The sequence below is a fragment of the Streptomyces sp. NBC_01264 genome (genome assembly GCF_026340675.1).
GTDB lineage: Bacteria > Actinomycetota > Actinomycetes > Streptomycetales > Streptomycetaceae > Streptomyces.
The window spans coordinates 5,163,725-5,178,288 of the sequence record NZ_JAPEOX010000001.1 but is presented as its reverse complement, the minus strand read 5'-3'; the positions used below and the strand labels follow the sequence as shown (position 1 = coordinate 5,178,288).

The following is a 14,564-nucleotide window of genomic DNA, read 5'->3' as shown; positions in this document are numbered from 1 at the left end:
CATGAACAACTCCGTAGGAAACACCGCCCGCATGCTCGGCGCCGGGCTGCGCGCCCTCCTCGTCCTGACCGTGCTGTGCGGGGTGCTCTATCCGCTCGCCATCACGGGCATCGCCCAGGCCGCCTTCAACAACAAGGCCAACGGCTCCGAGATCAAGGACGCGGGCGGCCAGGTCGTCGGCTCCTCCCTGATCGGCCAGTCGTACGGGGACGACCCGCGCTGGTTCCAGGGCCGACCGGCGGCGGGACTCGGCAAGAACACCGTCAACACCCGGTACGAGCTGCTGGTCTCCGGCGCCACCAACAAGGCGGCGGACAGCCCGGAGCTGCTGAAATCGGTGGAGGAGGCCAAGGCCAAGGTCCTGCTCGACAACACCGTCCCGGGCTACACCCCGCGGCTCGACCGGATCCCGGCCGACGCGGTGACCTCCTCCGGCTCCGGCCTGGACCCCGACATCTCCCCGGCCTACGCGGAGCTCCAGACGGCGCGCGTCGCCCAGCGCAACGGACTCCCGGTCGCGGAGGTCGCGAAGCTGGTGAAGGCCCACACCGAGGGCCGCACCCTCGGCTTCATGGGCGAGCCGCGCGTCAACGTCCTGGAACTGAACACGGCCCTGCGGGACCTCAAGCGGTGACGGTGACCGGCTGGCTGTAGGCGTCGAGCATGCCCGTGGTGGAGCTGACCAGGACGAGGTAGCGGCCCGGGGCGACCGCGGGGACCGTCACCGTGATGCCGGTGCGGTCGGTCCCGACGCCTCTCGCGAGGACGGCCACCGTCCGGGACTGCCCGCCGGCCATCGTGACGAGCTCGATGTCCACGACGTCGCCCGCCGGGCCCACCACGTACCAGGCGACGGCCTGCCTGCTGCGGCGGGGCCAGACCGTGCCGGGCCCGGGGCTCTTCACCAGGAGGTTGTCCGACTCCAGGACGACCGCCGCCTCGGGGCGGCTCAGGCCCTGCAAGAGGTGCCGGGCGAGGGACTTCAGGGAGGGGGCGGTCGCCGACATGGTTCTCCTTCGCGGGGCGCGGGGCCGGCTCCGGGGCGGGCTGCTCCGGAGAGTCCGGTCTGAGCCTTTTGGTCCTCTTTGAGAATGACCGCCCGGCCCCCCGGGCCGCCACGGCCTTTCGGCCCGTTCCCGCTCGCTCCGGCAGGGAGGCGGCCACTGCGACAGCCATTGCGACGGCCGCTGCGACAGCCCCTGTGACGGCTGTGATCCACACCTCATCCTTTCGGAATGATCTGGCGGAGGCCATATGACATCTTGCAGTATTGATATTGAGCCGAAGGAGATTCGGCTCATGTGAGGTGAGGGGGAATCTCATGTACGAGATGTTCGACGACCGGTTCCGGACCGGACGGTGCATGAACGGGGACGACGGGCCGGAGGTGCTCCACACCGGCTGCCGCTGGGCGGAGGGACCGGTCTACGTACCCGCGTGGCGGCAGGTGATCTGGAGCGACATCCCCAACGACCGGATGCTGCGCTGGGACGAGGAGACCGGGACCGTCGCCGTCTTCCGGCGCGACGCCGGGCACACCAACGGCAACACCCTCGACCGGCAGGGCCGGCTGGTCACCTGCGAGCAGGGCAACCGCCGGGTGACCCGGACCGAGCACGACGGCACGATCACGGTGCTCGCCGACCGCTGGCAGGGCAAGCGCCTCAACAGCCCGAACGACGCCGCGGTCAGGTCCGACGGCTCGATCTGGTTCTCCGACCCGGACTTCGGGATCACCAGCGACTACGAGGGCTACGTCGCCGAGAGCGAGATCGGCTCCAACAACGTCTACCGCATCGATCCCGGCACCGGTGAAGTGCGCCTGGTCGCCGACTGCTTCGAGGCCCCGAACGGCCTCGTGTTCTCCCCCGACGAGCGGCAGCTGTTCGTCTCCGACACCCGCGGCGGCTGCATCCGGGTCTTCGACGTGCGCGAGGACGGCACCCTCTCGGACGGCAAGGTCTTCGCCGACGCGGCGGCCCGCCCCGGAGCCCGCTTCGACAACCTCCGCTTCGACGACGGCGGCCGGCTCTGGGCGGCCGCCCTGAGCGACGGCGTGCACTGCTACGACCCCGACGGCACCCTGCTCGGGCGGCTCGACCTCCCCGAGACGGTGTCGAACATCGCCTGGGGCGGGGCCAAGCGCAACCGGCTCTTCATCACCGCCGAGACCAGCCTCTACTCCGTGGTCATGGGCGTCACCGGCCTGCACCCGACCGGACCGGGCCGCAGGCCCTGGCTGAACGGCTCCGACCGCCCCTGAAATCCCGGTGCCGGGCCCCGTAACGCGCTGGCACACTCCCCGCATGAACGCCACTGACGCGGCTGAAGCCCGCTGCTCCGTACGCGAGATGACCGAGTCCGACATCGACGCCGTGGCCGCCGTGCGCGTGAGCGCCTGGCGCCACGCCTACGCCGGACTGATGCCGAAGGCCTACCTGGACGGCCTCAGCGTCGCCGCGTTCGCGGAGCAGCGACGCGAGGCCTTCGCCGACCGGTCCAGCGGCGTGACCGACCTCGTGGCCGTCGGCCCCGACGGTTCGGTGATCGGGTGGGCCTCCTTCGGCCCCGCCACGACCACGGATCCCGAGGGCGCCGCCCCGGACGAGGGCGAGCTGTCCGCCCTCTACGCGCGGCCCGACGTCATAGGCACCGGCGTCGGCCGCGCCCTGGTGGCCGAGGTGCTGCGCCGGGCGCCCTACCCCGCGGTACGGCTCTGGGTGGTCGAAGGCAACGCCCGGGCACGGCGGTTCTACGAGCGCGCCGGCTTCAGCCCCGACGGCGGCACCCTCGTCGAGTACGCGGACGGCTCCCCGGTTCCCGAGCTCCGCTACCGCCGGGCGGCCGCCGCCGCGCGCTGAGCGGGCTGCGCTGAGCGGGCTGCGCTGAACACTCCGCTCTGAACACCCCGCTCTGGACCCCCCGCCGCGCTCACGGCAGCCGTTCCGCCAGCGCCCGGGCCATCGCGACGGTCGGGACCGCCTCCCTCGTCCGCCGGTACGGGCCCAGGTCGCGCAGCAGCCGGCCGAGCGCCTCGCGTACCGCACGCGACTGCACCGCCGGGGCGGCCGTGAGGAACGCCCGCCAGTGCTCGCACGCCCGGGTAAGGTGCCCGAGGCGCAGCAGGGTCTCGGCGAGCGCGGCGTGGGTGAGTGCGGTGGCCCGGTGCTGGTCGGCCGCACGGCCGTGCAGGGACCGCTCCAGCGCCTCGGCCGCGGCGGGGAACTCGCCGAGGGCGAGGTGGGTGCGGGCCCGGGCGAAGTCGAGATCGGCCCGGGCGTAGGAGTCGAAGGGCCCGTCGGGCGGCTTCACCGCATGCCGTGCGTGCAACCCGGCGGCGGCGGCCAGGTCCGCGGTGGCGGCGGCCCGTTGCCCGGCGTGGGCGTGCGCCGCCGCACGCTGGACGAGGAGGAACGCCAGGGTGCCCGGCTCCCCGTCGGCGGGCGCGGTCTCCACCGCAGTCCGGGCGAGCCGTACCGCGTGCGCGGGCTGCCCGAGCCGGCCGGCGTGCGCGCTCATCGCGCGCAGGGTGATGGCGTACATCCGCCGGTCCCCGGCCTGCCGGGCCAGCCCGAGGGCGATGCCGTGGTACTCCTGCGCGAGCCCGTGGTGTCCGGAGTCCGCCGTCATCTCCGCGAGCAGGTGCGCGAGTTGGGCGTAGCCCCGCCAGACCTCCACCACCCCGCACCGCGGCCCGGACGGACCCCGGCCGCGTACGGAAAGCCCCGGACCGTCCGTGTGGCGGGCCGCGAAGGCGCCGGCGTCCTGGGCCAGCCAGGCCGCCAGGGCCGTACGGGTGTGGACGCCGCCATGGGTGAGGTAGAGGCCGGAGAAGCTCCCCGCGATGGCCCTCAACTGCTCGGCGTGCGCCGCGAGATACCGCCGGGCGGCTAGGTCCGCGATGCCGGTGGCGGTAGCCGTGCCCGTGCCCGAACCCGTGCCCGCGCCCGCGTCACCCGGGCCCGGGCCCGCCGCTTCCGGGTCCCATATCGCCGCCGGTACCGGCGCCGGCTGGTACGGGCTGCGCAGCAGCGGCGCCCTGCCGTGCGGGTCCGTGTCCGCCCTGGCCTGCAGCGCGAGCCGGTGCAGCCCCCCGGCCCCGCCTTCGGCCACCGCCGCCCCCGGGCCGGTCCGTACGCCGGGCCCCGCCGGGCCCGCGCCGAGGCCCGCCTCCGCCACCGTGACCAGCCGCCCGCACCGCTCCGTCAGCGCCGCCGCTATCAACTCGGGCACGGGCCCGCGCGGCCGGGTGCCCGACAGCCAGTGTGCGACGGCGGTCCGGTCGTAGCGCAGAGCCAGCCCGTGCAGGGTCCCGAGGGCGTTGACGGCCCGCGCCAGCTCCGCCCCGCTCCAGCCGGCCTCGGCCAGCAGGTCGCCCAGCCAGGCATTGGCCACCCGTCGCCCGCTCACGCCGACCGTCCCCGGCGCGACGGCAACCCGGAATTCAACGCTTTCACCACTGCACCCCCCGCATTCCCTTCTCCCCGCCCCCGTGCTGGTGTTCGCTGGAGCGGTCCCCATCGGATTCCACGGACCGGAGAAGCATGTCTGCCTCGGAAACGGCCAATACCCCCGCCCCCGCCGCGTACGCATATCCGTTCCCCTACCGGATTTCCGGCGTCGGCGCCCAGATCGGCGAAGTGATATCCGTCGATGAATGGGCCCGGCTCGCACACATCCCGCACCGCAAGCGGGCCGGAAAGGAGATCAGCGGCGCCGACATCGAGCGCATCCTCGGGGTCACGTCCAAGAGCTGGGACCGGGCGCGCTTCGCCTGGCTCGACACCGCCGTCGAGGTCGCCCGCTCGGCGCTGCGCTCGGCCCTCGCCGAGCCCGAGGACATCGACGCCGTCTTCGTCGCCACGTGCACCCCGTACGAGATCATGCTCGACCAGGACGCCTTCAACCTGCTGCGCCGCCTGCGCATCCCGGACAGCGTGCCCCCCTTCCAGCTCGGCGCCGGCTGCGGCGGGCTCTCCCGCGTCGCCGCGCACCTGGCCCGGACGGGGGCCCGCCGCGCGCTGGTGATCTCGTACAACGCCGCGAGCCCGATCGGGATCGACGAGAACGGCATCATTTCCCAGTACAGCGGCGCGGACGGGGAGCATCCCTTCGCGCACACCCTGTGGTGCTCCGGGGCACTGTTCTCCGATGCCGCGACCGCCCTGGTATTCGAGCGGGACGAAGACTTCGAGGCCGGTCTCGGTTTCTATTCGCGCGATTCCCTCGATTTCGGGGGCGAGCCCGGATTCAGCGATCCGCTCATCCACTATCCCGGGGGCGGCGCCGCCCACCCGCCGGGCTTTCCCGGATCCGCCGAACTCTCGGCATTCGGACTCAACGGACCGGAACTGGCCCGCTATTACTCGCGCGGCATGATGATGAACCAGGAGACCATGGACGCCCACCGCCCCGGTTTCGTGGACGAGGTGCGGCGGATCTACACGCACCAGGCCGGTCCGGCCCTGGTCGCGGACTACCACCAACTCGCGGGCCTGGACACCGGGAAGGCTCCCGCGCACGCCCGCGAACTCGGCAATCTCGTCACCTCCGCGACCCCCGTGCTCTTCTACACCGACGTGGTGAACGGCCTGGTCGGTGCGGGCGACGCCGTCTGCTTCTCCGTCATCGGCGCCGGGCCCGAACGCGGGGCCTTCCTCGCGCGGGTGGGGATCCCCGGCGAGGTCACCGCGACCGCACCGCTGCCGCCCGTCCCGGCCGCCGCGAAAGCTGCCGGGACGGCCGGGACAGCCGGAGCCGCTGGAGCCGCCGGGACCGCTGCTGCCCTCGGGGCTCCCGGACGCACCGCCACCGCGTAGACGCACGCGCCCACCTCCTTCGAAACGAGTCCGCCGTGCTGCACATCGCCCTCGTCGGGGCCGCCAGCCCCACCGGCATCCGGCTCGCCGCCGAACTGCTCGGCCGCGGCCACCACCTGACCCTGCTCACCGCCTCCGACGTACGGCAGAGCAGACTCCTGCTGGCCCGTCAGCTCGCGCTGATCGGGCTGTATCCCGCGTACGTGGACCTCCTCGCGGCCCGCCTCGACGCGCGCCGGGGCGCCGAGGTCCTGGCCGGCGCCGCACCCGGGTCGCCGGGGCCGCCCAGGCCGTCCACCCCGTCTCCCCCGTCCAGCTCACCCGTCGGCCGCTTCGACGCCGTCTGGTGCGTGGAGCAGCCCGCCGCCACCGCGGCCGCGCTGCTGCCCCTCGCCTCCGGAGGGGGGAGGCGTACGGCATTCCACCTGGTCACCGTCGGAGACGCGGGTCCTGCCGGGCGTACGGTCGCCGCCGCCGCCGTACGGGACGGGTTCCCGGCCGGGGTGCACTGCCTGGCCCCGACCGTCAGCGACCTCGCCGACCACGCGGAGCTGCCCCGGGCGGCCTTCACCCGGCTCGCGGTCGCCGAGTCCGTCCGGCCGGCTCCGGCGGGAGCAGCGGAGCCGGGAGCACCGGAGCCGGCGGCTCCGGCCGGGGTCAGGCTGCTGCCCCTGGCCCCCGCGGCCCGCGCCCTGGCGGAGGCCGCCGAGGAGCCGGGCTGGTCGGGGCTGCGCCACATCGGCTGGGTGCACGCACACCCCACCGAGGCCTCGGCGCTGACCCGGGCGGTCGGCCCGGAGCTGGCCCCGGGCCTGCTGCGGCGGCTGTCGGAGCTCCAGCCCGCGGCCGCCACGACCGAGCTGGACGGCCTGCCGCTCGGCGCCGCTTACCTCACCCGGGCTGCGGCGCCCGTCCTGCCCCGCGTCCGGCGGCCCGGCCGGACACCGGAGCGGGTGTGAGCGGGGCCGCGCGCCCCTGGCGGGAGCGGCGCGTGGTGGACGGCCTGGCGGACGCCCTGCGGGAGGCGGCCTCGGAACGGTTCCTGGGCAACGGCCGGACACCGGCGAGGCCGGACCCGACCCGGGCGGGGGCACCGGCGAGGGCATCGGCGCTGCCATCGGCCGGGACATCGGCCGGGGCATCGGCGGGAGCAGCACCCGGGGCAGCCGAGGCGGGCCGGGTCGGCGGCAGGTCCGGGACATAAGGGGACCCCATGGCCAGGGCATACGCGTAAGGATCATTCATGATCCAAGGACAAGCGGCCCGCCCCCACCCCGCAACTCCGGCCGACGGTCCGTCATATCGTCCGGCTTGACAGGTTTTCGCATGTGGCAGAACGTGCCGCCGATCCGACACGCCCAAGGTCCGCCCCTGACGTTCTCACCCGTTCGGGCGCACGCCCCCACCCCGGCTCCCGCCCCGACCCACCGGCCTCCAGCTGCGAAGACGCGCCGGAGGACGGGTGACAGGGCGGTGACTCGCCGTCAGTTCGCCGTGTTACGCGCACCGCCGGGGGGGCAGGGAAGGGTCCACTGCTCTCGGGACCGGCCGCCCGGGCTGGACCAGGAAGGATTCCCATGCCCCGCGCCAAGTGGGTGGTCGGCGTACTGACGGTGGCTCTGCTGTGCACCGGCCTAGGGGTGTTGCGCACCACCGAAGGCGGCCGGCCCGCCGCCCCGACCGCGGGCGACGCCCTGCCCTCGCGGGTCCTGGGGCTGTCCGGCCCGCGCCGGCTGGCCCGGCAGCTGGAGCACTCCGGCGGACACACCACCGGCAAGGGCGCCCGGCGGCCCGGACGGCCGGGGGTCACGGCCCTGCCGGCCTCACCGCCGCTGCGCCTGGTCGTCCCGGTCCTCGGAACGGACGTACCGCTGACGGGCGGTGCGCCGTCCGGCGGGGCGCACGCGGCGGACCTCCAGCCCGGCGCCGCCGATGCCAAGCCTCCCGTCCCGGACAGTGCCGTGTGGGACTTCGCGAGCCCGCCCCCGGGCGCGGCGGGTACCGCCGTGGTCTTCGGAGACCTGCCGCGGCTGGGCGAACTGCGGCGCGGGCAGACGATCGAGGTCGAGCGCGCCGACCGGCGTACGGCCGTGTTCACCGTGACCCGGGTCTCCCCCGGGATCTCCGGGCGGGGCGGGCCGTCCGGGCGGGCCCAACTCCGGTTGATCAGCGGCGAAACGGCGGTACTGGCCCGCCTCACCGGCCATCGCCGCACCCTGCCCTGACCGGCGGCGACACCCGAAGGACGGACACCCCCTGCGGCCACCTGACAGCCGCAGGGGGTGTCTTCGTCCCCCGGTCGGGGGACGCTGCGTGTCCGGGGGAGAGTCCGCCCGCGTGTCGGGGCAGACCCTCCGCATGAGCGGTACGCGGCACGCGCAGCATGCGCGCCATGCACGGACGGCACCGGACAGGGCCCTGATGACGGCCCTGACGGTGCTCTGCGTCGTGCTGCTGTGCCTGTTCGGAGTCGGCGGGGCCGGACCGTCCACCGCGACGGCCGAAGGCCCCCGCTCCGCCCCCACTGCCCCGGCCGAGCCCACGGAGGCACCCTCCGATCCGGCCGGCGATCCCGAAGTACGGGTGGCGGTACGGGTCCCGGCGCGAGGAGTCCCCGGCGTACGGGGACTGCAGCGGCCGGTGTTTCACGTGAAACCTCCCCGGTCCGGACCCTCGGAGCCGGCCCCGCACCCGGCGGGGGCCGCCGCACCGGCGGCTTCCCTGCGGGCGGTACGGAATGTGGTCCTGCGCTGCTGACCTGGCCGAGCGGCTGAGCAGCAGCACCGCGCGCCCGGCACACCAACGGCCTCGGCGCGCGTCCCCCCACACCCCCGAAACACCGTGAGGCTCCGCCATGTCCTTCGACCCGTACCTCGCCCTGAACGCCATGCTCCGCGCCGAGGCCGCCCGCTTCTCGCCGCCGGCCCCGCCCGTGCGCCAGCCGGAACCCGAGTCCGCCAAGACCGCCCAGACGACCGCCGAAGCCCCGGCCGGGGACGACACGGCGGCGTAGGACCTCGAACAGGACGCCCCGCGGGGGCGTCAGGGCATGGGGAGGCACCGGTTCCCGCGCCCTCGGCAACGGAGAGTGGTCACGTGAGGTTCGACCACGGAGCACGGGAACCGGCGCCTCGTTCAGTCTCCGGCACCCACCCGTGGAACGACCTCAGTCTTTTGTCCGGATTCGCCCTGCCAAAAGTACCGAGCCCCGGCCCCCGCACACGGCGGGGGCCGGGGCTCCGGCGTGAACGGCTTCCGGCCCGCACGGCTTAGGCGGACGACCTCTGGGGGGCGTTGCGCGTGTGGTAGCGGTAGAAGGCCGCCACGCCGACGCCCACGCCGACGAGCAGGCCCAGGCCCGAGCTCTTCAGGATCGACTCACCGGCCAGGCTGTACAGGTAGCCGAAGGCGATGCCGGCGAAGATCCCGTACGTCGCCGCGTGCGGCTCCTGCGCCAGCCGCGGGCCGATCCGGGCGAGGGCCACCAGGCAGGCGGCGAAGATCGCGCCGCACAGGATCCCGTAGAAGACGTTGCCCGCGTCGACGGGCCCCATCTGACGTTTCATGAAGGCGGCGTAGACGCCGTAGACCAGTCCCATGAGCAGCGGCCGGACGAGGGCCGACCTGCTCGTGTGGGCCGCCGTACCGGACGCCGGCTGCCGGTGCCCCCGGGGGGCGGTGGGTGCCGCATGTGTCATGACGGGCTCCTCTCTCCCATCATCCAGGGCACACCCGCAACCGGGGACCGGCAACCGGAGCAGTCCCCCGGCTATGCGCCGGAGGCCGCCCGTACCGCCACCGCGTCGATCTCGAAGAGCATGTCCGGCAGGGCGAGCGCGGCCACGCCGATCAGCGTCTGGGCGGGCAGTGCGGTGCCCCAGGCGGCGTGCAGGTGCTTCAGCAGCACCTCCAGCTTCCCCTGGTCGTGCCCGACGACGTACGTCCCGATCCGGACCACGTCGCCCAGGCCCAGGCCCACGGCCTCCAGGGCGGTGCGGAGGTTGGCGAAGGCCTGCCCGACCTGGGCGTCGAAGGCGTCGGAGACCACGTGGCCGCTCGGATCGGAGCCGTACTGGCCGGCTATGAAGACCTGCTCCCCGGGCGCGGAGACGATGTGGCTGTAGCCGTAGCCGGTGGGGTCGTGGAGTTCTGCCGGGTTGGTGATGCTGCGCGTCATTCCAAGCTCCTGGGTCAGTTGTCCAAGGGGTGGGTGGTGCCCGGGCCTAGCGGGCGGTCGCGAGCCAGGCCCGGAGCCGCTCGGGGGCCTCGGGGGCCTGCCGTTCGGCCTGCTGCCGGATCTCGTCGAGGGTCTGGGCGGCCAGCGCGCGGCGCCAGGCCAGTTCGGCCCGGCCCATCGCGTGCGCGATGGCGCAGTCGGCCGCGGGCGGCTCCTGGCCGCCGCCGGGGCCCTGCTGCCGGATCTCCGCACACCGGAAGGCCTCGTCCGGCCCTTCGACGGCGGCGACCACGTCCATGAGCGAGATGGAGTCGAGCGGGCGCGCGAGGCGGAAGCCGCCCCGCGGACCGGGGGTGGAGGTGACGATGCCCGCCCGGGCCAGGGCCTGGAGCTGCTTGTTGAGGTAGGCCGCGGGCAGGTCGTGCCAGGCCGCCAGCCGGGCCGCCGAGACCGCCCGGCCGTCGCCGCTCCAGGCCAGGTTGAGGCAGCTGTGCAGGGCCCATTCGACGCCCTCGCTCATCTTCATAACCTGGATATTAGATATCCAGATTAGAGTCGGCAAGAGAGATACGCCCGGCCCGCACCACCCGGCCGCAGCAACCCGGCTCGCGCCGCGCGCCCGGCCCCCTTTCCCTGGTGACGTGCGGACCTTCCTCTCGGCGGTACTCATCGCGCTCGTGGCCCTGCTGGTGCCCGCGAGCGCCGTCGCGTACTGGGCCGACCACGAGCTCGGCAGCGCCGACCGCTACACCACGGCCATGTCCCCGCTCGCCTCGGATCCCGCCGTGCAGAACCTCGTCGTCACCCAGGCCGGCCGGGCCCTCTCCGGGCAGATCGACGCCGGCCCCTTCCAGGGCGGGGTCGACGCCCTGCTCGGCGAGGCCCTGCGCTCCTTCGTGGGCACCCCGGCCTACCGCACCGCCTGGGACGCCGCGAACCGCGCCGCCCACGGCGCCTTCTTCCAGGCACTCACCACCGGTGACGGCAACGCCGTGACCATCGACCTCGCGCCCGTGATCGCCAGCATCAAGACCGATCTCATCGAGAACGGGGTGCCGCTCGCCGACCGCATCCCCGAGACCCACCTCTCGGTGAAGGTCATGGAGTACGACAACCTCGGCGCGCTCCGGAAGGGCTTCCGCATGCTGCAGATCGCCGGGGTCTGGCTCCCCGTGCTCACCGTGGTGCTGGCCGCGGTCGCCGTCATCGTGGCCGTCCGGCGCCGCCGGGCCGTCCTGGCGACCGGGCTCGGACTGGCGGTCGGGGCCGTCCTGCTGTGGGTGGCCGTGGTCGTGTGCCGCCGCCTCACCCTGGACGACCTGCCGGCCGACATCGACCGGGCGGCGGCCGAAGCGGTGTACGACGCCCTCACCTCGTTCCTGCGGACCACAGCCTGGGTGGTGCTGGCCGTCGGGCTCGCCGCCGCGCTGGCCTCCTGGCTGGCGGGCCGACTGCGCCGCACCCCATAAGCTCGGAACCGGCGGATTGGCACGTAAATCCGTAGAAGAATGCTGAGAACAGCACAGAAGAACCGATTCACGAGCGGCGGCACGGAAGCGGGAATGAGCAGCGAACGCACCGAGGACATACCGCCCGGGCGGGCCGGACGGACAGGACGGGGCGCGTCGGCGGCAGCCGGGCGGTTCGGTCCGCTGGCCCCGCCGGCCTGGCTGCTGAAGGGGCTGCGGCCGAGTTCCGCACCGATCCCCTGGGCCGCCGCACTGCGCGCGGCCATCGCCATGACCCTGCCACTGGCCGTCGGCTTCGCCGTCGACGAGCCCGAGTACGGCGCGCTCGTCTCGATGGGCGCCCTGTCCGGGGTCATCGGCGACACCGCGGACGCCTACCGGATGCGGATCCTGAACATCGCCGTGCCCCAGCTCTTCGGGGCCGTGGGCGTCGCGGTGGGCACCCTGGTCTTCGGGCACGGCTGGGTCGCGGTCGGCGTCCTCACCCTGGTCGCCCTGGTCTCCGGGATGATCTCCTCCATCGGCACGGTGGCCTCCGCCTCCGGGCTGGTGCTCCTGCTGAACGCCGTGGTCGGCGCCGGCCTCCCGATGCCCAGTCCCTGGTGGACGGCCCCCCTGCTGCTGAGCGCCGGCGGACTGTTCGTCCTCCTGCTGACCCTGCTGGGCTGGCCGCTGCGCGGCCGGCAGCCGGAGCGGGCGGCCGTCGGCTCCGCCTACCGGGCCCTGGCCGACTGCCTGGAGGCCGCGGGCGGACCGGGACCCGCGTACGAGGAGCGCCGCCAGCAGGTCACCCAGGCCCTGAACCACGCCTACGACCTGGTGCTGGGCCGCCGGGCCCGGGTGCACGGCCACAGTCCCTCGCTCGTGCGGATGCTGGCCCAGCTGAACGTCCTGATCCCGCTCGTCGAGGCCGCGCCCGCCGCGCACCTGCGCCGCAGACCCCTCTCCCCCGCGATCCCCGAGGCCGTACGGGAACTGGCGACGGCGGTCGAGGAGGGTCGCACGGACACCCCCGTACTGGACCTCCCCGCGCCCGACGGACAGTCCGAGCGGGCCATCGACGCGGCCCTGCGGCACGCCGCGACCATCGTTCCCCTGGCCGAGCCGGACATGCACAACGTCGACGACCGGCTCGGCCGGCCCGCCGCGCTGCGGGTCCGGGCCCGCCGGGTGGTGCGCGACATGATGTTCTCCGAGGCCTCCTGGAGGTACGGGCTGCGGCTCGCGCTGTGCATCGGGCTGGCGCAGGCCCTCGTGTCGGTGGTGGAGATCGAGCGCTCCTACTGGGTCGCGCTGACCGTCACCTTCGTCCTCAAGCCCGACTTCGGCTCGGTGTTCTCCCGCGCCGTGCTGCGCGCGCTGGGCACCGCCGTCGGGCTCGTCGTCGCGGCCGCGGTGCTCTCGGAGGTGCCGCGGGGGTGGTGGGACGTGCCCGTCATGGTGGTCCTGGCGGCCCTCATCCCCGTCTTCTCGGTCAAGGGCTACGCCTTCCAGACCGCGGCGATCACCCCGGTCATCCTGCTCCTCTCCGACCTGCTCAACCACCAGGGCTTCGACCTGGTCCGGCCCCGGCTGCTCGACAGCCTGATCGGCTGTGCCATCACCCTGATCGCCGGATACCTCCTCTGGCCCGAGAGCTGGCACACCCGGATCGGCGACCGGCTCGCCGACACGGTGGACGACACCGCCCGGTACGTGGAGCGCGCCTTCGGCGCCGGCCCCGACACCGAAGCGGGCCAGCGGGCGGCCCGCACCGCCCGGCTCCAGGCCCGCCGCCGCATCTACCGGGACCTGTCGGGCGTGCGCAGCGAGTTCCAGCGGGCGCTGACCGAGCCTCCGCCGACCGGGGAACGGGCCGCCGCGTGGTGGCCGCTGGTGGTCGCCGTCGAGCGGATCGTCGACGCGACGACGGCTGCCCGGGTCCGGGTCAACCACGGCGCGCCGCACCCGGCCCCCCAGGAGGTCGAGGCGATCGCCGAAGACCTCCGGGCCCTGGCCCACGGCGTCCGCCGGGTCGACACCCCCACTCTGCTCCGCCCCACCCCACCCCCCGAGGTGGAGGAAACCTCCGTCCTCTCCCCGGTCCGCCAGGAACTCTCAGCAGCCAGAGCCATCACGAGCCCGACCCACAACTAGCCGCGCCCCCGACCCCAAATCCAGCCCCGCCGGCGTTCGAGGCGCGGGGGTCCTGGGGGCGGAGCCCCTGGTAGCGGCGCCGCATCCACCCACCGGGCCCAGCCCAAATCCAGCCCCGCCGGCGTTTGAGGCGCGGGGGTCCAGGGGCGGAGCCCCTGGTAGTGGCGGCGCGCAGTCCCCCCAATGGCTCCGCCCCCGGGCCACCCCGCGGCCGGCGGGAGAGCATCAGCACATGAGGCCCTTCCTCCGGCGCAGCCGGGCCCTCCTGCTGGCGGCCGCCCTGTCCGCGGCGACGGGCTGCGCCGACGTGGAGGGCCTCCAGAACGACGGCGACCTCGGCAACGCCCACGCCCCCCGCACCCTGTGGAAGGACATCCGTCCCGACCCCCCGGCTCCCGGCCAGCAGTCCGGCGCGGCCACCGCCGTCCCGGGTCTCGCCAAGGTCCCCTCGCTGTCCATGAAGGGCGTCAACGCCGTGGACGTCGTACGGGCCGACGTCACCGCCGCCACCGCCGCGGACGCCGGCACCGGCCGGCTCGTCGACCCCCGGGCGATCCAGCGCCTCGCGCTCTGTGCACAGGCTGTGGACGGCGGCCCCGACTGCCCGGTCCGGCCCCCGGTCCTGGCCGATGTGACGGGCAACGGGATCCCGGAGCTGATCACCGCCCTGGACATGGACGGCCGGGTCAGCGAACTGCGCGTCTACACCGTCCGGGACGACGGGACGATCGCCCGCGTCCTGTCCCGGCGCGCGGTGCTGGAGGGCGTGGAGGTGGCCGCCGAGCACCTGGCGGTGCGCGAGCCGACCTCGAACCCGAAGAAGGTCTCCATCTCCGACTACGTGTGGGACCCGGAGGCCGGAATCATGAACCTCTCCCAGCTCACCCTCGACGAGTGCCCGGGCCAGGGCGACACCTCCCCCTGCCCGGCCCAGGGCGCCGGCGCCGGCACGGGCTGAGGAGG

General features: G+C 74.3%; 16 protein-coding genes. 11 read left to right on the top strand and 5 right to left on the bottom strand.

Annotated features, from left to right (window positions below; translation table 11 throughout):
- The first annotated feature begins 1 nt into the window (after nucleotide 1).
- Nucleotides 2–634, top strand: a complete 633-nt coding sequence (gene kdpC / locus OG435_RS24040) for a potassium-transporting ATPase subunit KdpC (protein ID WP_266879605.1) — start codon at nucleotides 2–4, stop codon at nucleotides 632–634.
- On the opposite strand, the gene OG435_RS24035 is transcribed toward kdpC, so the two are convergent.
- Entirely contained in the window at nucleotides 624–1,007 is a 384-nt protein-coding gene (locus tag OG435_RS24035; RefSeq protein ID WP_266879603.1) for a Ser-Thr-rich GPI-anchored membrane family protein, read from the bottom strand. The two genes, kdpC and OG435_RS24035, sit on opposite strands and share 11 nt — an antisense overlap.
- Before the next feature lie 314 nt (nucleotides 1,008–1,321).
- On the opposite strand from OG435_RS24035, the gene OG435_RS24030 reads away from it, so the two are divergent.
- On the top strand, nucleotides 1,322–2,263 hold the full coding sequence (locus tag OG435_RS24030) for an SMP-30/gluconolactonase/LRE family protein (RefSeq protein ID WP_266879601.1): 942 nt from the start codon (nucleotides 1,322–1,324) through the stop codon (nucleotides 2,261–2,263).
- 43 nt (nucleotides 2,264–2,306) lie between these two features.
- Complete coding sequence (locus OG435_RS24025) at nucleotides 2,307–2,861, top strand: GNAT family N-acetyltransferase (RefSeq protein WP_266879599.1); 555 nt, start codon at nucleotides 2,307–2,309, stop codon at nucleotides 2,859–2,861.
- A 70-nt stretch (nucleotides 2,862–2,931) separates the two neighbouring features.
- On the opposite strand, the gene OG435_RS24020 is transcribed toward OG435_RS24025, so the two are convergent.
- Nucleotides 2,932–4,410 (bottom strand): hypothetical protein, encoded by a 1,479-nt coding sequence (locus tag OG435_RS24020; RefSeq protein ID WP_266879597.1) that lies wholly within the window; start codon nucleotides 4,408–4,410, stop codon nucleotides 2,932–2,934.
- A 134-nt stretch (nucleotides 4,411–4,544) separates the two neighbouring features.
- Between OG435_RS24020 and OG435_RS24015 the strand changes: the two genes are divergently transcribed.
- The 5 genes from OG435_RS24015 to OG435_RS23995 all read left to right on the top strand — a co-directional run bounded on the left by OG435_RS24015 (nucleotide 4,545) and on the right by OG435_RS23995 (nucleotide 8,832).
- A complete protein-coding gene (locus tag OG435_RS24015) occupies nucleotides 4,545–5,819 on the top strand; it encodes a 3-oxoacyl-[acyl-carrier-protein] synthase III C-terminal domain-containing protein (RefSeq protein WP_266879595.1) in 1,275 nt (424 codons plus the stop codon).
- 35 nt (nucleotides 5,820–5,854) lie between these two features.
- Nucleotides 5,855–6,778 carry a hypothetical protein gene (locus OG435_RS24010; RefSeq protein ID WP_266879593.1) on the top strand — a complete coding sequence of 308 codons (924 nt, stop codon included), beginning with the start codon at nucleotides 5,855–5,857 and terminating at the stop codon, nucleotides 6,776–6,778.
- Between the two features lie 618 nt (nucleotides 6,779–7,396).
- Nucleotides 7,397–8,044, top strand: a complete 648-nt coding sequence (locus OG435_RS24005; RefSeq protein WP_266879592.1) for a class F sortase — start codon at nucleotides 7,397–7,399, stop codon at nucleotides 8,042–8,044.
- Nucleotides 8,045–8,240: 196 nt separating this feature from the next.
- Complete coding sequence (locus OG435_RS24000) at nucleotides 8,241–8,576, top strand: hypothetical protein (protein WP_266879590.1); 336 nt, start codon at nucleotides 8,241–8,243, stop codon at nucleotides 8,574–8,576.
- A gap of 97 nt (nucleotides 8,577–8,673) precedes the next feature.
- On the top strand, nucleotides 8,674–8,832 hold the full coding sequence (locus OG435_RS23995) for a hypothetical protein (RefSeq protein WP_266879589.1): 159 nt from the start codon (nucleotides 8,674–8,676) through the stop codon (nucleotides 8,830–8,832).
- Nucleotides 8,833–9,088: 256 nt separating this feature from the next.
- Here OG435_RS23995 and OG435_RS23990 read toward each other — a convergent pair whose 3' ends face one another.
- The 3 genes from OG435_RS23990 to OG435_RS23980 form a co-directional block, all read right to left on the bottom strand.
- Nucleotides 9,089–9,517 carry a hypothetical protein gene (locus tag OG435_RS23990; protein WP_266879587.1) on the bottom strand — a complete coding sequence of 143 codons (429 nt, stop codon included), beginning with the start codon at nucleotides 9,515–9,517 and terminating at the stop codon, nucleotides 9,089–9,091.
- A 71-nt stretch (nucleotides 9,518–9,588) separates the two neighbouring features.
- Nucleotides 9,589–9,996 carry a RidA family protein gene (locus OG435_RS23985; protein ID WP_266879585.1) on the bottom strand — a complete coding sequence of 136 codons (408 nt, stop codon included), beginning with the start codon at nucleotides 9,994–9,996 and terminating at the stop codon, nucleotides 9,589–9,591.
- A 46-nt stretch (nucleotides 9,997–10,042) separates the two neighbouring features.
- Nucleotides 10,043–10,516: an RrF2 family transcriptional regulator gene (locus OG435_RS23980; protein WP_266882024.1), complete on the bottom strand. Its 474-nt coding sequence runs from the start codon at nucleotides 10,514–10,516 to the stop codon at nucleotides 10,043–10,045.
- A 121-nt stretch (nucleotides 10,517–10,637) separates the two neighbouring features.
- Between OG435_RS23980 and OG435_RS23975 the strand changes: the two genes are divergently transcribed.
- The 3 genes from OG435_RS23975 to OG435_RS23965 all read left to right on the top strand — a co-directional run bounded on the left by OG435_RS23975 (nucleotide 10,638) and on the right by OG435_RS23965 (nucleotide 14,559).
- Nucleotides 10,638–11,465, top strand: a complete 828-nt coding sequence (locus OG435_RS23975) for a hypothetical protein (protein WP_266879583.1) — start codon at nucleotides 10,638–10,640, stop codon at nucleotides 11,463–11,465.
- A 204-nt stretch (nucleotides 11,466–11,669) separates the two neighbouring features.
- A complete protein-coding gene (locus OG435_RS23970; protein ID WP_430625773.1) occupies nucleotides 11,670–13,601 on the top strand; it encodes an FUSC family protein in 1,932 nt (643 codons plus the stop codon).
- Nucleotides 13,602–13,833: 232 nt separating this feature from the next.
- Complete coding sequence (locus tag OG435_RS23965; protein ID WP_266879579.1) at nucleotides 13,834–14,559, top strand: hypothetical protein; 726 nt, start codon at nucleotides 13,834–13,836, stop codon at nucleotides 14,557–14,559.
- The last annotated feature ends 5 nt before the right edge of the window (nucleotides 14,560–14,564 follow it).